A 16,435-nucleotide genomic window follows, 5' to 3' on the forward strand; every position below is an offset into this window, starting at 1 on the left:
AAATTTCGTTCAAGCCGTATGCCACAACCCTCCAATTTTGAAACGCTCTTACAGCTCATGCGCCAAGAAGCAGCCGTTGATCACGCCTATGTTGAGGCAGCCGGCATAAAAACTTCCTACCTCACCGCCGGTGCAGGCCCGGCCCTGCTGTTGCTGCACGGTGCAGGCGGTGGCGCAGTGAACTGGTATAAGATCCTCCCTTCTCTAGCCCGCAACTTCAGAGTGATTGCACCGGACAAGCCCGGGTACGGGGAGTCAGATAAGCCTTGGGGAGATTACAGCCAGGATTTCTATACCCGCTGGCTTGCTGCGCTAATAGAAAAGCTGGATATCCCTTCCTTTTTCCTGGCAGGCAGCTCACAGGGCGGGGCAGTGAGCCTGGCCTACAGCCTAAAGCACCCCGGACAGGTCCGGAAGCTTGTACTGTCAGATGCTGCCGGGCTAAGCGATGACTGGGACCGCAGCATCATCCCCAAAATGGTGCTCTACCGGCTATTCCCATCCGATTTTTGGGGCCGGCTGTTGGGCAATAATGTAATGAAAGACCCTTCAGTTGCCCACCCTGCCTGGCACCGGTACTCTATGGAGGTCATACGGAAGCCCGGAGGCCGTTACCCGTTTTTCCTCGGCAGAGGGAAAGCGGTCCGCACCTTTACGGATGAGGAACTGCGATCGGTGAGCATGCCTACCCTGATCATCTGGGGGGAAGACGAAACCTTTTTCCCACTTTCGCATGCTCATAAAGCTGCCCGGCTGATCCCAAGGCAGCAATTGGCCATACTGCCCCAAGCCGGGCATTTGCCGTGGATGGAGCAGCCCACCCTTTTCACCAGTCAGCTCACGGATTTCCTCCTTTCTGGCTAATTGGCAAAGTGGAAACGGGCGTGAACTAAAATGTTGCAGGTGTTTATGCTTTCCGGGCTTTATAGCCTGGCATTGGCCTAGCGCTGCGAAGGGGGGTACGCCCGATAGGGCCGAGCGGACAGCGAGCCCCGCAGCATAGCGGCACCTGCCTTCTGGCAGGGGCAGGCCCCTATCCTTGCGGAGGGGGCAAGCCCAAAAAACGACCATCTGGTTTGCCCCAATGGAAACTTCTACCCTCCTGCCTTCCTTATTGAACCGTTTTGCTTATTTTTGCAGTGGCGTCAAACCATACCGGCAAGCCGGTGTTGTCTGACCAAAGGCGAGCAATGACCGCTTGCCGATTTTTTACAAAAAACAGCTTCTACCATGGCCATCATCATAACAGACGAATGTATCAACTGCGGCGCTTGCGAACCGGAATGCCCCAATAATGCCATCTATGAGGGCGGAGTAGAGTGGGCCATCGCGGATGGGACAGGTGTTGAAGGCATTTACAAATTGGAAGATGGAAAAGAAGTGGATGCCTACGCTCAGCAAGATCCCATTTCTGATGACTTCTACTATATTGTGCCCGATAAATGCACCGAATGTATGGGCTTCCATGAGGAGCCACAGTGCGCAGCCGTCTGCCCTGTAGACTGCTGCGTAGATGACCCCGAGCGCCGGGAGTCTGAAGAGCAGCTGCTCGGGCGCAAAGAGCGCTTGCACCTGTAGGTTGCGGTTGCTGTCCGCAAAATGGGGCAATAGCATCAGCTGTTGCCCCATTTTTGTATCTTGAGAGCTATCTAATACATTCCAACCTAAGCCAATATATGGAAGCTTTTCAGGCATTTGATCTTTCCGGTAAAACCGCAATTGTAACCGGTGCCAGCAAAGGTATTGGGCTAGCCATCGCCAAACAGCTAGCTTGGGCGGGCGCAAAGGTCGTCCTCAGCAGCAGGAAACAGGAGGCGGTAGCGGCAACCGCCAACAGCATTGGGCAGGGGGCTATCGGTATAGCAGCCAATATGGGCGACATGGAACAGATTGCTGCACTGTGGGAGGAAGCTAAAGCTGCGGTAGGGCCCATTGACATCATTGTCAACAACGCTGCGGCCAACCCTGTCTTCGGCCCCGTTGAGGATACACCGGAGTGGGCTTTCCAAAAAATCATGGCAGTGAACGTACAGGGCCCCTTTGAGCTCGCCCGCTTAGCTCTGCCGGACATGAAAACGAAAAAATCAGGCAGCATCATCAACATCAGCAGCGTTGGCGGGCTTTCTCCAGAGCATCAGTTGGGCATCTACAGCGTCAGCAAAGCTGCGCTGATTTCCCTAACGAAAGTCATGGCCAAAGAGTGGGGGCAGCACGGGGTGCGCGCCAATGTAATCTGCCCGGGCCTGGTCCAGACCAAATTCAGCGAGGCGCTGTGGGGCAATGAGAAGATTTTGAAATACGCCCTTGCGCAGCTCCCGCTACCCCGGGTAGGCCAGCCGGAAGAAATAGCAGGGCTCGGGCTTTTCCTAGCCTCTTCAGCGAGTGCCTACTGCACGGGAGGGGTTTATACTGCAGATGGAGGCTTTACGGTTTAGCCTCCACCCTCGTACCGGCTATTGATTTCTGCGATTACCGCCTGAATGCGGCCGAGCTGCACAGGGTTGTCCAAGATGTCCTGAAAGATGTATTTCCCTTTCAGGTCGGGGTACCCTTCCAATAGTTCCTCCATAAACTCATCGTTGACGATATGTGGCACCCCGGTGTAAGTGTCGAGCACAATGCCGGCCATGGAGCCAGCAAAAACACCCCGCCCAAATAGGTCTGAATCCGGCTCGGTGTACATGCGGTCGATCAGGAACCAATACCGGCCTGACTCCAGCACCCGGGTAAAGTAGTTGCCGCCACCGGGGTAAGTATAGCCCCTAAGGAACCACTCCTGCCCTACCTTAATGGCATATAAGTCTGATTTTTCCTGATCCTTGCGGCTTTTCAGGGAGAAGCGGTTCAGGTTTTTCCTCGAGATAGGCTTCAGCCGCCCGGTGAAAGGGGCCAGGCTGCCGTTGTGCAGGTCTAAGAAGTTTTTTGCACTGGCATTGGCAGGTATAGCCCGGCTACTGCTACTATTGGCTGCATGCACATAGGCGCTGCCGTGCTGCCTAACCTGCTGATAGCGCTGAAGGCACTGAAAAAAGGCGTCTTCAAGCCTGGGCGAATGCCCGTGGGCAACGGTAAGGTGGGGCCCGGAAAGCTGAAGAGCGATCTCCTGCTGTTTACCGTCTGTTGTTTCAAAGCTGACTTTCAAACGGATAAACCCCTGCCCCTCATCATCTTGATAAAGGTGCTCCCAAAAGAAAAGCTCCTTTACGCGCACGGTTACAGCATCTGCCCCTTCAGCAGGGCGCGCCCAACGCTGGGCCCGGGCGGTAAGGTGTTCCCAAAAATGGGCTTCCAAAATTAAAGGCCGCTTCAAGTTGCGGTCTGCCCCTCGGTTGACTATGCCCAAATTGGCACGGAAAGCACGGTCATCGACCACTTGGCTAACGAAAAAATCGCTTTCGAAAGATTGCTCGATCAGCTGAGCAGCCCCAATAACCCGGTAATCTGCCTGAGCGCGGGCCGTAGTGCTCAAAAACAAGGGGATGAGAAATAGTAATGCTTGCCTCCACATAAAGTGCCATTTAAGCTGAATGCTTTCCGAATAATATACGGAACGAAGGCCTAGCCAGGATGAACAGCTCAGGCCCTTTCCGAAAACTACAAATTATTCAACTTTAAAAGGCTAGCTAGGCCAAATTGTTCAGCCTGGCCCAAGCCCTCTTCTGCTGGCAAGCCACCGTTCGGCAGCCTGCAAGTCTTCAGGGGTATCAATCCCGATCGTGTCAGACAAGTCTTCCCCTACCGCAATATCGAAACCCGCCTCAAGCCACCTAAGCTGCTCTAGGGATTCGAGCTGTTCGTACTTCCCGGGAGGCAGGGCAGCCAAGCTCAATAGCGCTTCCCGCTGAAAACCATACATGCCGATATGCTTAAAATACCCTTTGCCAAGGTCCCATTCCGAACGTTCAAGCCCCCGCTGATGGGGAATAGGCTCGCGGCTGAAATACATCGCCCGCCCATCTTGCCTGATGGCTACCTTGACTACATTGGGGCTGAACAGCTCTTCTGCCAGGCCGATAGGCGAGGCTAGCGTGCTCACAGGCACGCCCCCCCCGAGCAATGGCTCCGCAACTTTGACAATCTGGGCCGGGCGGATGAAGGGCTCATCCCCCTGCACATTGATAATGATGCTCTCTGCAGGCAGCCCCGCAGCCACTTCGGCAACACGGTCGGTGCCGCTGAGGTGGCCGGGGTCGGTCATCTGAGCCTCCCCCCCAAAGCCGTCCACCACCTTTTTGATGCGCTGATCGTCAGTAGCTACAATGACCCGGTTGACCATAGGCGTGGAAGCAGCTTGTTCATAAGCCCGCTGTACCATAGGCTTGCCGCCGATCAGGGCCAGCGGTTTGCCGGGGAAGCGGGTACTCGCATACCTGGCGGGGATGACGACAATTATTTCTTTAGGCATAAGCGCTGTTGTTTTCCGCCCCTAAGGTAGCGCAGGCGGCGAAAAGAAGGTAGAAGTGGAGTGAATTACTTATTTTTCCCATCCGTGCCCAGTTTTTAGAGCGTGTTGGGACTTTAGCCCGAGCTAAAGGAGCGGTTCTTTAACGAAGAGCAGGCGGAAAAGAACGAAACTTGGGGTGGCAAGGATTTATGGCTTGAGGCCCTAGTTTTCGGATAGAAGGCCAAAATCCCAACATCTCTAAGCGCCAACCGGGCTACAGGGGAACACTTTAGCAAACAACTTGATTAAACAACAAGGGTAAATACCCCAAAACATGAACCTTCACCTCCCTACCCTCTTCTTGCTCGCTGCCCTGTCGCTGTCTGCTCCGGCCCTTGGGGCCAACGCCGCTACCCTCACCGGCGACAGCCTGCAATACCTGACCGCCAAAGACACCGTGCTGCTGAGTATGGGGCAGCTACAGCAGCCGTTGATGACGCACTACCTGGCCCCGGGGCAGACCCTCTACTCCCTCGCCCGGTTTTATGGCCTGTCCGTCAATGAGCTATACTTTTTCAACCCTGGCCTCAGCCCACAGAGCATGTACTACGGTATGCCTGTCTACATCCCCCTGCCGCCCAAAGCCATACGCAAATATTGGATGCAAGACATGCGCCCTGGAGAATACGCCCCTGCTTATTATATGGTGCGCAAAGGTGATACGCTGTACCGCATAGCTAAAAGCTATTTCAACATCCCGCTCGAAGAGATGATGGCCCGCAATGGGCTGTTAGACCACAACCTGAAACCCAATCAGCTGCTGCTTATCGGGTGGCTTTCGGTTGAAGGGGTGCCCGATAGCCTGCGCAAGCATGTTGGGGGCGTGCTTGGCGAGCGCAATGCTGCCCTGCAAAAGCTGTTTATTTACCAGGCCAACCAGGAGCGTATCCGCGAAAGCCAAGGCGCTGCCTTTTGGCCCAAAGACCTCAACATGGCTGCTGACTTGCTGGCTTTGCACCGGACTGCAAAAATCGGCTCTGTCGTTTCTATCCACAACCCAATGAGCCGGCGCACTGTGTACGCCAAAGTAGTGGGGCGCATACCAGATACGGCCTACAAAGATGATATTGTCGTTGTGGTCTCGCCTCAAGTCGCACAGCTGCTCGGAGCTATAGACCCCCGCTTTTTTGTCAAAGTAAAATACCACCGCTGAGCACGCAGCGCTGAAAAGCGCAAACCAGATTACCGTTTTTTTAGGGCCTGCACCTGACGTAAGGATGAGGGGGCCTGCACCTGCCAGCGGGCAGGTGCCGCTATGCTACGGGGCTCGCTGTCCGCTCGGCCCTATCGGGCTTACCACCCCTTCGCAGCGCTAGGCCAATGCCAGGCAAAAGCCCGGAAAGCTTAAACGCAAGCGGCATTTGGGTTTGCGGCCGCGCTGAAAAGCCCCCCCTGCAGCGCTCCCAACTCAAGACGAAAACACCACTTTTCTTCCCCCCTATTTTGATACCTTTGCGGCAAAACCATATAAGACCAATGGAGTATTACGACAACATCCTCAAGACCATAGGGAACACCCCCCTGGTAAAGCTCAATAAAGTAGTAAAGGACATCCCCGCCTTGGTGCTCATGAAAGTAGAAACGTTCAACCCGGGGCATTCCATCAAAGACCGCATGGCATTGAAAATGCTGGAAGACGCAGAAGCCCGGGGCGACATCAAACCCGGAGGGACGATCATTGAATGCACCTCAGGCAATACGGGCATGGGGCTGGCCCTGGCCGCTTCCGTAAAAGGCTACAAGTGCATCTTTACGACAACAGACAAGCAGTCCAAAGAAAAAATCGACCTATTGCGTGCAGTGGGCGGAGAAGTCATCGTCTGCCCCACCAATGTCACCCCTGAAGATCCGCGCTCTTATTACAGCGTAGCCCGCCGCCTGAGCCAAGAGACCCCTAACTCCTACTGGTGCAACCAATACGACAACCTCTCTAACCGCACCGCCCACTATGAGACGACCGGGCCGGAAATTTGGAAACAGACAGCAGGCAAAATCACCCATATGGTGGTGGGCGTAGGCACCGGTGGCACAATATCTGGTACGGGGCGCTACCTGAAGGAACAAAATCAGAACGTCAAGGTCTGGGGCATTGACACCTACGGTTCTGTATTCAAAAAATACCACGAGACCGGGGAGTTTGACGAAAAAGAGATCTACCCTTACATCACTGAAGGGATAGGTGAGGACATCATCCCCAAGAATGTAAATTTCGACGTCATCGACCACTTCGAAAAGGTGACGGACAAAGATGGGGCACTGATGGCCCGCCGGCTGGCCCGGGAGGAAGGGCTGCTGCTTGGCTACTCTGCCGGGTCAGCTGTTGCCGGCTTACTGCAAATGAAAGATCAGCTGACCAAAGACGACGTTGTGGTCGTTGTCATCCACGATCATGGCAGCCGGTATGTCGGCAAAATTTACAACGACGACTGGATGCGAGACCGTGGCTTCCTCGAGCGAGAACTGTGTGTGCGCGACCTGCTGCAGATGAAAGGCAATCAGCAATTCCTGACCGTCGAATCTTCGGATACCGTTCAAAAAGCCTTTAAGATGATGAAGGAGCACGACATCTCTCAGATGCCTGTAATGGAAGCGGGCACGATGGTGGGCTCGATAACAGAGACGGCCGTGCTTTCTTATTTGCTTGAGAACCCCATGTCGCATGCCGAGCAACAGCTCTCCACAGTGATGGGCGCGCCATTTCCTATGGTGGCTGAAGACCTGCCCTTCAGCAAGCTAAGCCAGTATGTCGATCGGACCATCCCTGCCGTTATGGCCAAAGATAAGGCTGGCAACTTGCACATCCTCACCCAATACGACATCATCCGGGCTGTTTAAAAAAGCTGTACCTGATTCGGGATGCGGGCGCTTATCCGGCGAGGTTCTGTTTGGGTGAGCGCCCGGCCTTTGAGCATACGGCGAGCTACCCTAAGCCGGTGGGTATACCGCCCCTGCCCCCGGTCATAAATCCCATAGTGGTCTAGTTTGTCAATGCGCACACTGCCGTAAGCGTGGATGATCTCCTCGTCCGGCAAGATGATCCCGCAGTGGGAAATCCGGCCGGCCCTGTTTTCGAAGAAAGCCACATCTCCGGGCAGCGCTTGCTGCACAAAGTCAACGACATTCCCTGTGTACACCTGCTGCCCAGCCTCACGGGGCAAGGTAATGTCAACCATTTTGAAGACCATCTGTACCAGCCCAGCTGCATCTATGCCCATAGGGGACCGCCCGCCGTGCAGGAAGGGGGCGTGCAAGTAGCGGCGCGCCATTTTGATGATAAACTCGGCTGATGGCTTGATGTGCTCAGGGAACACAGCCTGCCCGCTAAAGGTATAGCTGACGCCGTCGAGGCGGAAGCGCATCCCATCAAAATTAGGAAGGCAGGAGCCCAAGACAATGGGCACAACCTGATTATCGGCCATGATCGGCTGAAAAAGCTCCAAGCTGTAGGCAAAGTGGGCAGAAAAAGCTTTGTGCTCAGCCGGAGTGATCGCTTTGAGCTGATTGGCTGCTACCCAGCCCACGTAGTTGTCCCAAGTACAGCGCACTTTGATCCATTGCCGCCCTTTAGCCTCAAGGACTTCTGCCAGCTCCCCAAACAGCATTTGGGATACAATTTCACTGGTATCCGTCGCGCTGCTTCGAATCGGCACTATGCTAAGTGGGCAAATGACAAAGGACATGCAAGTGGTTTTTCCGGCGCCCCGGGGCTCGTTATTGCGGGAAGAGGGAACACCTTGGCCCCGCACGTGTTCAAAAATAATAAATATTGCCAAAATGCCGTTTGGTATTTCGAAAAACAGCTGGCCGCGGCCCAGCGGATTTCTTACCTTTGACCGCACAACAAAAGACAAGCAACTCTCCCTATGAGGCAACCGATTATCTGGATTTCACTCGCTCTGCTCCTCTGCGCTTCCACCGCAAGTGCCCAAGACCAGCACTTCACCCAGTTTTTTTCTGCCCCGCTCACCCTCAACCCTGCGCTGAGCGGCACTTTCCAGGGAAAATACCGGGTGGCCCTGATCTATCGGGACCAGGCCCCTTTTCAAACCTACGCCGGTGCGGTAGATTTGCGGTTTCAGCTCGACCGGGCAGGGAAAAGATATAAGGATGCTTTTGGCGTTGGCGTCCTTTTTTACAATGACCGGGTGCCCAAGCTCGGCTTCTCCAACAACCAAATCAACGTTACAGCCGCTTTCCATAAATCATTGAGCCCTTCCAACGATCAATTCCTGAGCGCGGGCTTTCAGGTGGGCATTGCACAGCGCAACTTTAGCTACGAAAGGTTCAACTTCGAGGACCAGTTTGCGGGGGACAACGGCTATACCAACCCTACTGCCGAAATCCTTCCCCCTAACAATTTTGCCTACGGGGATATCGGGCTGGGCATCAACTACACTTATGCGCCCAACCGGGGCATGGGCGTCTACGCCGGCGCAGCCATGCACCACGTGCTAGAGCCAGAAATCAGCTTTTTCTACAATGAAGAAAACCCGGAACTGGGCAGCACTGACTTCTTACACCGCAAATACAGCGCCTATGTGAACCTCAGCATCCCGCTTGGGCTTGGCATCTCGCTTCAGCCCAGGGCGCTCGTGTATGCACAGGGGCCTCACCTGGCGATGAACGGTGGGGCTAACTTCCGCTTTGTCCTTGACGAGATCAACGGTTTTGCGCTTCATACCGGAGGCTGGGTGCGCCCCGTCAGCAGCTTTGATGAGCAGCTCACCCTAGATGCCGTGGTGGGCATGGTGGGCATAGAGTACAGCAATTTCCTGCTCGGCTTCAGCTACGATGCCCGTATCGATGCCGTGGGCAGTCAGCGAAAACAGCGCGGGGCTTTCGAAATTTCCATCGCTTACCTCGGGGAGTACGATGATGAGACCGTGCTCTGCCCTAAATTTTAGCAGAAGCTACCACAAGCTGAGCAAGAGGAGCGCACGGATGGACCATACCACCGTGCGCGCCCAATTCGTTTGCACCAGCTTTCGGTGCACAACAGCATCAAAAGACTGGCTGAGCTGATTGTGCAGGGGCACCTGAATGAAAAAGGTGGAGGCCCATAGCCACAACAGGCCAACCGCATTGCCCCAAAGCAGGAGGTGCCCGGGAAATTGGAGGAGCAGCCATAAGCCTGTACCCAACTCTAACAGCATAGGCGGGGCGGTCACCCAAGAGGTATACCGAGTGTGCAGCCTTTCGTACCCCACAAAAGCCTGGGCAGGGACTTTGCCCATGAGCGGGTAATGCACTACTTGCACAAACCAGATCAAGCCCAGCATATAGCAAGTGGCTAAAAGATGGGTTTTAAAAGCCAAGGTATCCATCAGATCAGAATTGTGGCGGTTTGAGCTCTTTGAAGTGCCCGTTGAGCTGGGCACGCTTACGGAGGTTGTCCATTTCCCTCACCACCGGCAGCAGTTTTTCGAGGTGCTCCTCCATATAAGCCTGGCGGGCCATCTCCGTTGGGATGCAAAGGAACTGATACTCCTGCTCTAGGGAAAAGCCGACATGGTGGGCGAGTTCAAAGGTGCGCAAGGCGGCAGGGTCTTCCGGGAGAGGTTTGCGGATCTGCAGCAGGCCAAAAAGCGTCTCTGTCATATCGAGTATACGGGCGCTCACAATGGGATCGCCGGGCTGTGGGGCATAATCCAGCCAGGCCACTTCAGCGCCAGCGTACAGCTTGCCCGGGCTTTTACGGTAAAGCTGTTCTATGCGGAAAGGCCGGACCCCTTCTGTTTTGACATCGAGCTCCCCGCTGTCGTACTTTTTCTCAATAGAGACAAGCCGCATTTCCGTCCCCACTTCCATGATCTTACCGTCGAGGAATGCAGGGATGCCAAAGGTGATGCCATCCGTTTCGCACTCAGCAAAAAGCTGCCGGTAGCGGGGCTCAAAAATGTGAAGGTTGAGGGCTTCCCCGGGGAAGGCAACCAATTGAAGTGGGAATAAAGGCAGTAATGGCTCCATAACAGTAAAGCAGGATTAGTCTGTATGCCCCCTATAACAGCATTGAGGGCCTGGTGTTGCAAAAATCCATCAGCTTAAAACTAGCCTGGAGGGGTTTAGCAAGATATGCCTACCCGCTCGTCAGCATAGCCGGCAGGGCCTTGGCAAAGCCGCTGTGTTTGAGTTTAGTGGGCTATCGGGCGCAAACCAAAATGCCGCAGCCGCTTACGCTTTTCGGGCTTTATAACCTGGCATTGGGCTAGCGCTGCGCAGGGGTGGTAAGCCTGATAAGGCCGAGCGGATAGCGAGCCCCGTAGCATAGCGGCACCTGCCAGCGGGCAGGGGCAGCCCCCTCATCCTTACGTCAGGGGCAGGCCTACAAAAACGGCAATCTGGTTTGCGTTCAGTTCAGCAAGCGCTTGACTGGCGGCAGGAAGGAGCTCCAGATATGCCCTAGTGGTCTGTCAAGGCTAAAACTAGGGGTTGCCTGCGGCGGCTTTTGAGGCTACTCTCCGTTGGACAACCCCTTACGTAGCGCTGCTATGCGCGGGAACATCCGCCTTGATTTAGCCTCAAAATTCGCTCCCACTCAACCCATAAATTAACACTTGACAAACCACTAGTGCCTTAAGCCATAAATCTCTGATACTTAAGTTGAAGTTATTTTCCGGCTAATCAAGGCGAAGGTTCGCGACTTTAGCCCGAGCAAAAGGTGCGGTTCTTTAACGAAGAGTAGGCGGAAAAGAACGAAACTTGGGGTGGCAAGGATTTATGGCTTGAGGCACTAGCCTTCCTGTTTCACCCCGTCTATATACTCTACTTCGAGCATGACCTCGCCTTCTTCGCTATAAAACCGGTAAGTGCCATGCTGCACACCGTTTTTGTAGTGGGCTTCTTTTTGTAAGTTCCCCGTCTTCCGGTTATACTCAAGGTAAACGCCATCGAGCTCGCCGTTTTTGTAGTGGGCTTCCTTTTCCGGCCGGCCAAAGCTGTACAATGCCCAAGGGCCATCGAGCTTATTGTTTTTGTAGGTTGCACGCAGGGTGAGGTGGCCTCGTGTGTTGAACTCCAGGTAAGTGCCATTCTGTACGCCCTCTGCATAAGTGGTTATTTTGGCGGGGAACACGCCCCCCTCGTGGTAGGCGATCCATGCCCCCATTTTTAGCCCATCGTACAACATGCCTTCCTCTGCTATCTTACCTTCCTCATCCCGCTTCACGACACGCTGCGCCTCGGAGCCCGGTATGTCCTCAACCAAATAGCCTTCCGGCAAACTAGCGGGGTCGGCTTTACCGGGGCGGGCGGGGGCATCTTGTGCATCAGATGGCTGGCAGCCCATGATTGCGCCTAGCAATAAAACAACCATTAAAATCCTCATAATGAATTCAGTTTTCAGCACTTGCCCCTAATTCTACTTCCATATACACCGGCTGATGGTCAGAGAAGCGGAACTGTTGGTCTATGCCTTTCAAGGTTTTGATCTTTACGTTTGGGCTGACGAGGAAGAAGTCGATGAGGGTGATAAAGGTCTCGCCAGCAACATAAGGTGTCTTTGTTTTGCGGTTAGTCGGCACGCGCGGGTCGTACCCCCACTGCCAGCCCTCCGGCATAAAATCCGGCTCGATGTTGATCTGGGTGTAGCCCTGAGTCTTGCCGGGCATGTAGCCATCGAAACGGAAGAAAGGGGGCACTTGGTTCCAGTCTCCGCCTACGATAACATAGTGCCCTTTAGCATACTCTTCTTTTAGGAAACGCTGTAGGAAGGCCATCTGCTGAGCTTTGAGCTGCCCGCCTTTGTCATAGGCAGAGTTGTGGAGGTTGACGGCCACAAGCTCTTTGCCGCCGCTTACGCGGAAGCGGTGCACAGCCAGGCACCTGTCCAATTGGAAAATCCGGGTGGGCCAGCCGAAATCGCCGGGGAGCTGAAGGCGCTCTGATGAATAAGGCTGGTAGCGGGAGAAAGTCCCCAGCCCGCTTTCTACCTCCCCATAAAGGTGCCAAGGCTCAAATACCGGGATCGGGACGACAGGAGCGCGGTAGTTGGGGGCGAAAAATGCCGCATACTCAGGCAATAGCCCCTTGATGAGCTCGAACTGATTGGCAAAATAACTCCGCTTAGAGCGGAAATCGACTTCCTGGTACAGGAAAAAGTCTGACTTGAGCGACTCTGTGTACAAGGCTACCCCTTCATTGTTCTTCTGTACCGCCTCCTGCGGTGCCCGGACCATGCGGCCCCAGGAAAAGTACATGCTGCCGTGGTCAAAAAAGAATTCTGACTCCTCGCCCAGGCCGCCATACCCCAAGTTCCAAGTCACAAAGCTGAGGATGCTGTCTGATATCTCGGGCAAAGCTTCAGCTCCCCGGTTTTCCAAAGCAGCTACAGGCTCAGGCACCCAATCGTTGGCAGTGCCATAAGCCAGCACGGACACCACGTAGGCCACAACGGCCAGGGCAATTGCCAGGATGGCCTTCCCTATCCATTTCCATTTCTTCATCTCCATCGTTTTACAAACCCAACATATCAGACATACCGAACACCCCTTTTTTCCCAATCAGCCAGTGGGCAGCCTGCAAGGCGCCGCGGGCAAACCCTTCCCGCGTATGCGCCTCGTGCCGTATGCTGATGGCATCCACGTCGGAGGCCCAACGGACCTCGTGCGTACCTTTGACATCGCCCTCTCGCTCGGCCGTGATCGGAAGCTGATTTGGCGAAAGCCCATCCCCAGTAAGCCCCCAGCCCTCAAAGCGGGCATGGTGCGCCAGGATATCCTCAGCCAGGGATATGGCAGTGCCGCTTGGGGCATCCAATTTTTGTGTATGGTGTATCTCTGTGAGCTCCGGCTGGTAAGCAGGCCACTCTGCCATGAGGCGGGCCAAATGCCTGTTGAGGGCAAAAAACAAGTTGACGCCTACGCTAAAATTGGAAGCATAGAAAAAAGCGCCCCCCTGCTCCCGGCAGTGGGCAACAGCTTCTTCAAAACGGCTCAGCCAGCCCGTCGTACCGCTGACCACTGCCACTCCGGCATCGAGGCAGAGGGAGATGTTGCCGAAAGCAGCTGCTGGCAAGCTAAAGTCAATCGCCACATCTGCAGCCATCAGGGCTTCCGGCGTCAATTCTTCAGCATTGTCTGCACCTATGCGCAGGACAACCTCGTCGCCGGCAGCCTCGGCAAGCTTTGCAATAGTCTTGCCCATCTTGCCATAGCCCAGCAATGCAATTTTTGCCATAATTTTTCATCCTTTAGTGTGACTCCCCCCTAGAACGGCGTCATAAGGGCAGTTCAAACAAATAAATAGCTACTACACTGAACAGGGAGGCACCGAAAAGGAAATCCCCCTTGCAAAACCCCAATCGCCGTTTGACACCACAGCCCACCCCGGTGGGCTGTTTCATTCCTCTACTCTTCCAGCAGCCCCCTGAGCTCGTTAAGTTTCATCATGCACTCTATCGGCGTCATATTGTTGATGTTCAGGTCTTGAAGGGCCTCCTTGATACGGCCTGCAGTGGGGTCTACCGTTTCGAAGATACTGAGCTGAAGGGTTTCTGTTGAGATTTTCGAAGTATCTGCTTTCGGTGCGTTCACGCCGCCGCTGCCCGCTTCTTCAGTTTGGATGGATTTTTGCTCCAGCTGCGTAAGGATATGGGCGGCGCGCTCCACGATACTACGGGGCATGCCTGCCATCTTAGCTACATGTATGCCAAAACTGTGCTGAGAGCCTCCCGGAACTAATTTCCGCAGAAAGATAACTTTTTGGCCAACCTCTTTGGTGGCGATGCTGAAATTTTTGATCCGTTCAAACTTATTGGCCAGCTCATTGAGCTCATGGTAGTGGGTGGCAAAAAGCGTTTTGGGGCGTGCCTGCCCGTTGTTGTGCAAGTATTCAGCAATTGACCAAGCTATGGAAATCCCATCGTATGTGCTTGTGCCCCGGCCGATTTCATCCAGCAAGATAAGGCTGCGGTCGGAGATGTTGTTCATGATGGAAGCCGTCTCATTCATTTCCACCATGAAGGTAGATTCACCAGAGGAGATGTTGTCCGAAGCGCCTACGCGGGTGAACACCTTATCGACTAGCCCAAGCGCTGCGGATTCAGCAGGCACAAAACACCCCATCTGCGCCATTAGGCAGATGAGGGCAGTCTGCCGCAGCAAGGCCGACTTACCGGCCATATTGGGGCCAGTGATCATCATGACCTGCTGCTCCTCTGTATCGAGGTGGACATCGTTGGGCACGTAGGGGGAGTCGATGGGCAACTGCTGCTCAATGACCGGGTGCCGCCCCTGCCGGATGGTGATGCCGGTGCCTTCGTTGAGCACAGGCCGGCAATAGTTATAGCGGGCCGCTGCCCTGGCAAAGCTCAGCAGACAGTCTACCCTGGCCAGCAAACCTGCGTTGTGCTGAATGGGCTGTATGTAATCCGCTAGCGTGATGACCAGCTCTTCGTACAGGCGCTCCTCAATGTCCAATATCTTTTCTTCTGCGCCCAGAATTTTCCCCTCCAGCTTTTTGAGCTCATCTGTGATGTAGCGCTCTGCATTGGTCAAAGTCTGCTTGCGGGTCCAATCCTCTGGCACTTGATTTTTGTACTTGTTGGTCACTTCGAGATAATACCCGAAGACGTTGTTGAACCCTATTTTAAGGCTGGAAATGCCCGTTCGGCTCACTTCGCGTTTTTGGATATCCAGCAAAAGGTCTTTGCTGTTGCGCACAATATTGCGGAGCTCGTCGAGCTCGTCGTTGAACCCATCCGCCATCACCCCGCCTTTGGACAAGTTCACCGGCGGGTCTTCCACGATTTGCTTTTCGATTTCAGCCCTCAAAATGGGGCAAGGGTTGAGCCCCTCCCCAATCTTAGCCAGCTGTGAGTTCTCTGCACTGCCGAGCAGCTCTTTGATCGGCAGGATAAGATCAAGGGCACGCTGTACCTGTTTGACCTCCCTGGGGTTGATCTTGCCCAAGGGCACTTTCGAAATGAGGCGTTCCAAGTCGCCAATCTGTTGCAAATACTGCCCAAGCTCCTGGTCCAAGGCCTGATTACTTGTAAAATAAGACACCACATCCAGGCGGTTGTTGATGGCTTGCAGGCTGGTCAGAGGCAGTACCACCCATTTTTTGAGCAAGCGCGCGCCCATAGGGGAAACCGTATGGTCCAACACCTGTATCAGCGGTACGCCAGTATCGTGGTTGCTGTAAGCCAGCTCTAAATTGCGTATGGTGAAGCGGTCGAGCCAAACGTAGGCTTCCGATTGCAAGCGGCTTAGGCCGTTGATGTGGGCCAGGTTTTTGTTTTCCGTGGTCGCCAGGTAGTGCAAGGTTGCGCCGGCGGCCACCTGCGCCAGCTCCATATCTTCCACCCCAAACCCTTTGAGGTTTTTGACTTCAAAGTGCTCGAGCAGCCTTTCTCGGGCATAATCCAGCGTGTATACCCACTCATCGAGCATATAGGTGTACAGCTTATCGCCAAACTGCTGCAGGAATGCCTTCTGCCGGTCTTTGGGGAAAAGGACTTCAGAGGGTTTAAAACTTTGCACCAGCTTGTCAATGTAGCTGATGCTGCCTTCACAAACGAGGAACTCCCCGGTAGACACGTCCAAAAGGGAGAGCCCGGCCATATCCTTTTTGCCAAAAAAAACAGAAGCCAGGAAGTTGTTGGATTTATGGTCGAGCAGCTTATCGTCTACGGCTACCCCAGGCGTAACAATTTCGGTTACCCCTCTACGGACAATTTTCTTTTGCGGGCTCGGCTTCTCCAACTGCTCACAGATGGCTACCCGGAAACCTGCGCGGACCAAGCGGGGCAGGTACAAATCCATGGAGTGGTAAGGGAAGCCTGCCAATTCGATATCACTGCCCCCATTATTGCGCTTGGTCTGTACAATGCCCAGCACTTGGGAAGCCGTGACGGCATCCTCGCCAAAGGTCTCGTAGAAGTCCCCCACCCGGAAAAGCAGGATGGCGTCAGGGTGTTTCGCCTTCACTTTGAAGTACTGTTGCATGAGCGGGGTTACCTTACCGCCTTTGGGGGTTTTGCTTCCTTTTGCC

At 54.4% G+C, this 16,435-nt stretch carries 15 protein-coding genes; 6 read left to right on the plus strand and 9 right to left on the minus strand.

The window, feature by feature from the left end:
* Nucleotides 1–18: 18 nt before the first annotated feature.
* The 3 genes from FRY97_RS05010 to FRY97_RS05020 all read left to right on the plus strand — a co-directional run bounded on the left by FRY97_RS05010 (nt 19) and on the right by FRY97_RS05020 (nt 2,435).
* Nucleotides 19–864: an alpha/beta fold hydrolase gene (locus FRY97_RS05010; protein WP_147166338.1), complete on the plus strand. Its 846-nt coding sequence runs from the start codon at nt 19–21 to the stop codon at nt 862–864.
* 366 nt (nt 865–1,230) lie between these two features.
* A complete protein-coding gene (locus FRY97_RS05015) occupies nt 1,231–1,578 on the plus strand; it encodes a 4Fe-4S dicluster domain-containing protein (protein WP_147166339.1) in 348 nt (115 codons plus the stop codon).
* Nucleotides 1,579–1,676: 98 nt separating this feature from the next.
* Nucleotides 1,677–2,435, plus strand: a complete 759-nt coding sequence (locus FRY97_RS05020) for a glucose 1-dehydrogenase (protein WP_147166340.1) — start codon at nt 1,677–1,679, stop codon at nt 2,433–2,435.
* On the opposite strand, the gene FRY97_RS05025 is transcribed toward FRY97_RS05020, so the two are convergent.
* Nucleotides 2,432–3,508, minus strand: a complete 1,077-nt coding sequence (locus FRY97_RS05025) for a hypothetical protein (RefSeq protein WP_147166341.1) — start codon at nt 3,506–3,508, stop codon at nt 2,432–2,434. The genes FRY97_RS05020 and FRY97_RS05025 overlap by 4 nt on opposite strands.
* Nucleotides 3,509–3,637: 129 nt before the next feature.
* Nucleotides 3,638–4,405: a 3-deoxy-manno-octulosonate cytidylyltransferase gene (gene kdsB, locus FRY97_RS05030; RefSeq protein ID WP_147166342.1), complete on the minus strand. Its 768-nt coding sequence runs from the start codon at nt 4,403–4,405 to the stop codon at nt 3,638–3,640.
* Between the two features lie 313 nt (nt 4,406–4,718).
* On the opposite strand from kdsB, the gene FRY97_RS05035 reads away from it, so the two are divergent.
* Together FRY97_RS05035 and FRY97_RS05040 are read left to right on the plus strand one after the other, a co-directional pair.
* A complete protein-coding gene (locus FRY97_RS05035; protein WP_147166343.1) occupies nt 4,719–5,597 on the plus strand; it encodes a lytic transglycosylase in 879 nt (292 codons plus the stop codon).
* 323 nt (nt 5,598–5,920) lie between these two features.
* Nucleotides 5,921–7,279: a pyridoxal-phosphate dependent enzyme gene (locus tag FRY97_RS05040; protein WP_147166344.1), complete on the plus strand. Its 1,359-nt coding sequence runs from the start codon at nt 5,921–5,923 to the stop codon at nt 7,277–7,279.
* Here FRY97_RS05040 and FRY97_RS05045 read toward each other — a convergent pair.
* Entirely contained in the window at nt 7,276–8,124 is an 849-nt protein-coding gene (locus FRY97_RS05045) for a C40 family peptidase (RefSeq protein ID WP_147166345.1), read from the minus strand. The genes FRY97_RS05040 and FRY97_RS05045 overlap by 4 nt on opposite strands.
* Before the next feature lie 183 nt (nt 8,125–8,307).
* Between FRY97_RS05045 and FRY97_RS05050 the strand changes: the two genes are divergently transcribed.
* A complete protein-coding gene (locus FRY97_RS05050) occupies nt 8,308–9,348 on the plus strand; it encodes a PorP/SprF family type IX secretion system membrane protein (protein WP_147166346.1) in 1,041 nt (346 codons plus the stop codon).
* Between the two features lie 6 nt (nt 9,349–9,354).
* Here the strand turns inward: FRY97_RS05050 and FRY97_RS05055 are convergent, their stop codons facing one another.
* The 6 genes from FRY97_RS05055 to mutS form a co-directional block, all read right to left on the minus strand.
* Entirely contained in the window at nt 9,355–9,768 is a 414-nt protein-coding gene (locus FRY97_RS05055; protein ID WP_147166347.1) for a hypothetical protein, read from the minus strand.
* A 4-nt stretch (nt 9,769–9,772) separates the two neighbouring features.
* Nucleotides 9,773–10,411, minus strand: a complete 639-nt coding sequence (locus tag FRY97_RS05060) for an LON peptidase substrate-binding domain-containing protein (protein WP_147166348.1) — start codon at nt 10,409–10,411, stop codon at nt 9,773–9,775.
* 763 nt (nt 10,412–11,174) lie between these two features.
* Nucleotides 11,175–11,768: a toxin-antitoxin system YwqK family antitoxin gene (locus tag FRY97_RS05065; RefSeq protein WP_147166349.1), complete on the minus strand. Its 594-nt coding sequence runs from the start codon at nt 11,766–11,768 to the stop codon at nt 11,175–11,177.
* Between the two features lie 7 nt (nt 11,769–11,775).
* Entirely contained in the window at nt 11,776–12,885 is a 1,110-nt protein-coding gene (locus tag FRY97_RS05070; protein WP_147166350.1) for an endonuclease/exonuclease/phosphatase family protein, read from the minus strand.
* A gap of 10 nt (nt 12,886–12,895) precedes the next feature.
* Complete coding sequence (gene dapB / locus FRY97_RS05075) at nt 12,896–13,618, minus strand: 4-hydroxy-tetrahydrodipicolinate reductase (protein ID WP_147166351.1); 723 nt, start codon at nt 13,616–13,618, stop codon at nt 12,896–12,898.
* Nucleotides 13,619–13,788: 170 nt separating this feature from the next.
* Complete coding sequence (mutS, locus tag FRY97_RS05080) at nt 13,789–16,389, minus strand: DNA mismatch repair protein MutS (RefSeq protein ID WP_147166389.1); 2,601 nt, start codon at nt 16,387–16,389, stop codon at nt 13,789–13,791.
* Nucleotides 16,390–16,435 lie beyond the last annotated feature (46 nt).

Origin of the sequence: Phaeodactylibacter luteus, from assembly GCF_007993045.1 — a bacterium.
Taxonomy (GTDB): domain Bacteria; phylum Bacteroidota; class Bacteroidia; order Chitinophagales; family Saprospiraceae; genus Phaeodactylibacter; species Phaeodactylibacter luteus.